We start from the raw sequence: 1434 nt of genomic DNA, 5'->3' as shown, positions 1-1434 counted from the left end.
TGAAGTGACCCCCAATAGTTGGACAACCATCATTGGGGGTTCTTTTTTTATGTCAAAGTACAGTCGTGTTTTTAAAATCACATTAGCTCAGCAATGCCTTAACGGTGTTTCATCACCCAAAGCGCTTGGAAAACAGCTGTCTATTCCACACAGCCAGATTCGCTATTGGAGTAAGGTCTATAGCTTCAATGGTGATGAATCCTTTCTACCACCAAAATCTCCTCATACAGCTAAAGATAAATCCGATATTCTTAAGAGAATGTGGTCAGAAAATTGGTCATTACATTACACAAGTGCCTTTTACAATCTTCCCTCTCCCGGTACGCTTTGGGTATGGCTGCGTGAGTTTGACGAATCAGGACTCCAAGGCCTTCAACCTAAACAGCGAGGGCGCACTTATATGAAAAAACAGAGCCAAGAATCAAATGATAAGTCTATCGACGAAATGACAGTAGAAGAGCTTCGTGAAGAGCTGGAATATCGTCGAACGGAGGTAGCGGTTCTAAAAAAGTTAGAAGCCTTGGACGAGATGAAGCGCCAACAAGCCAAGAAAAAGCGTCAATTGTCCAAGGGTTAAAAGATCAGTTTAAGTTACCGAATTTACTTCGATCGTTGTCACTGCCGCGAAGTGTATTTTATTACCATTATCAGCGATTAACACAGCCTGATCAGTACGTAGAAGCGAAAGAAAAGATACAAGAGATCTTCTATGAGCATAAAAGTCGTTATGGTTATCGACGTATCACCTCTGAGCTTCGTAAATCCAAAATAGGACTGAATCATAAAACCGTGCAAAAGCTGATGAAATTATTGGGGCTTAAATATAAGGTACGACCTAAACGCTATCGCTCTTATAGAGGCGAAATAGGATGTATCGCAGACAATCTCTTATGCCGAAATTTTAAAGCGGACAGGCCGAACGAGAAGTGGGTCACCGACGTGACAGAATTTAATATTAAAGGACAAAAAGTGTACTTGTCTCCAGTGATTGATCTATTTAATCAAGAGGTGATTGCCTACCAAATTAAAAAGACAGCGCATTTACCGCTCGTGACCGACATGCTAAAAGACGCTATGTGTGTCCTAAAAGAAGGAGAAGCACCGATATTACACAGTGATCAAGGTTGGCAGTACCAGCAAAAGCAAACGCGAGTTATCTTAAAAAAACATGGACTACAGCAAAGTATGTCTCGAAAAGGAAATTGTTTGGACAATGCTGTCGCTGAGAACTTTTTCGCCTTGCTAAAAACGGAAATGTTCCATGGGGAAACCTTCGAGGATGCAGATGATCTGATCCAAGAACTTGAAGAGTATATTGATTACTACAATACAAAACGAATAAAAATGGGGTTAAATGGCCTGACTCCGGTAGAGTACCGAAATCAGGCATTGTTAGCCGGTTAATAAAGTGTCCAACTTTATGGGGTCACTTCA

The 1434-nt window shown here is 41.1% G+C and carries 2 protein-coding genes; both read left to right on the top strand.

The features are described 5' to 3' along the window. On the top strand, positions 1-577 hold a 577-nt coding region (locus tag EBI00_RS15885), incomplete at its 5' end, for a helix-turn-helix domain-containing protein (RefSeq protein ID WP_206612601.1). After that, the gene (locus EBI00_RS15880) at positions 478-1404 is read left to right on the top strand and encodes an IS3 family transposase (RefSeq protein ID WP_123096906.1); all 927 of its coding nucleotides are present in this window, start codon (positions 478-480) and stop codon (positions 1402-1404) included. The genes EBI00_RS15885 and EBI00_RS15880, both read left to right, overlap by 100 nt. Positions 1405-1434: the final 30 nt, after the last annotated feature.

This window comes from Marinomonas hwangdonensis (assembly GCF_003721245.1).
GTDB lineage: Bacteria > Pseudomonadota > Gammaproteobacteria > Pseudomonadales > Marinomonadaceae > Marinomonas > Marinomonas hwangdonensis.
This window is presented reverse-complemented; position numbering and strand designations above follow the sequence as displayed.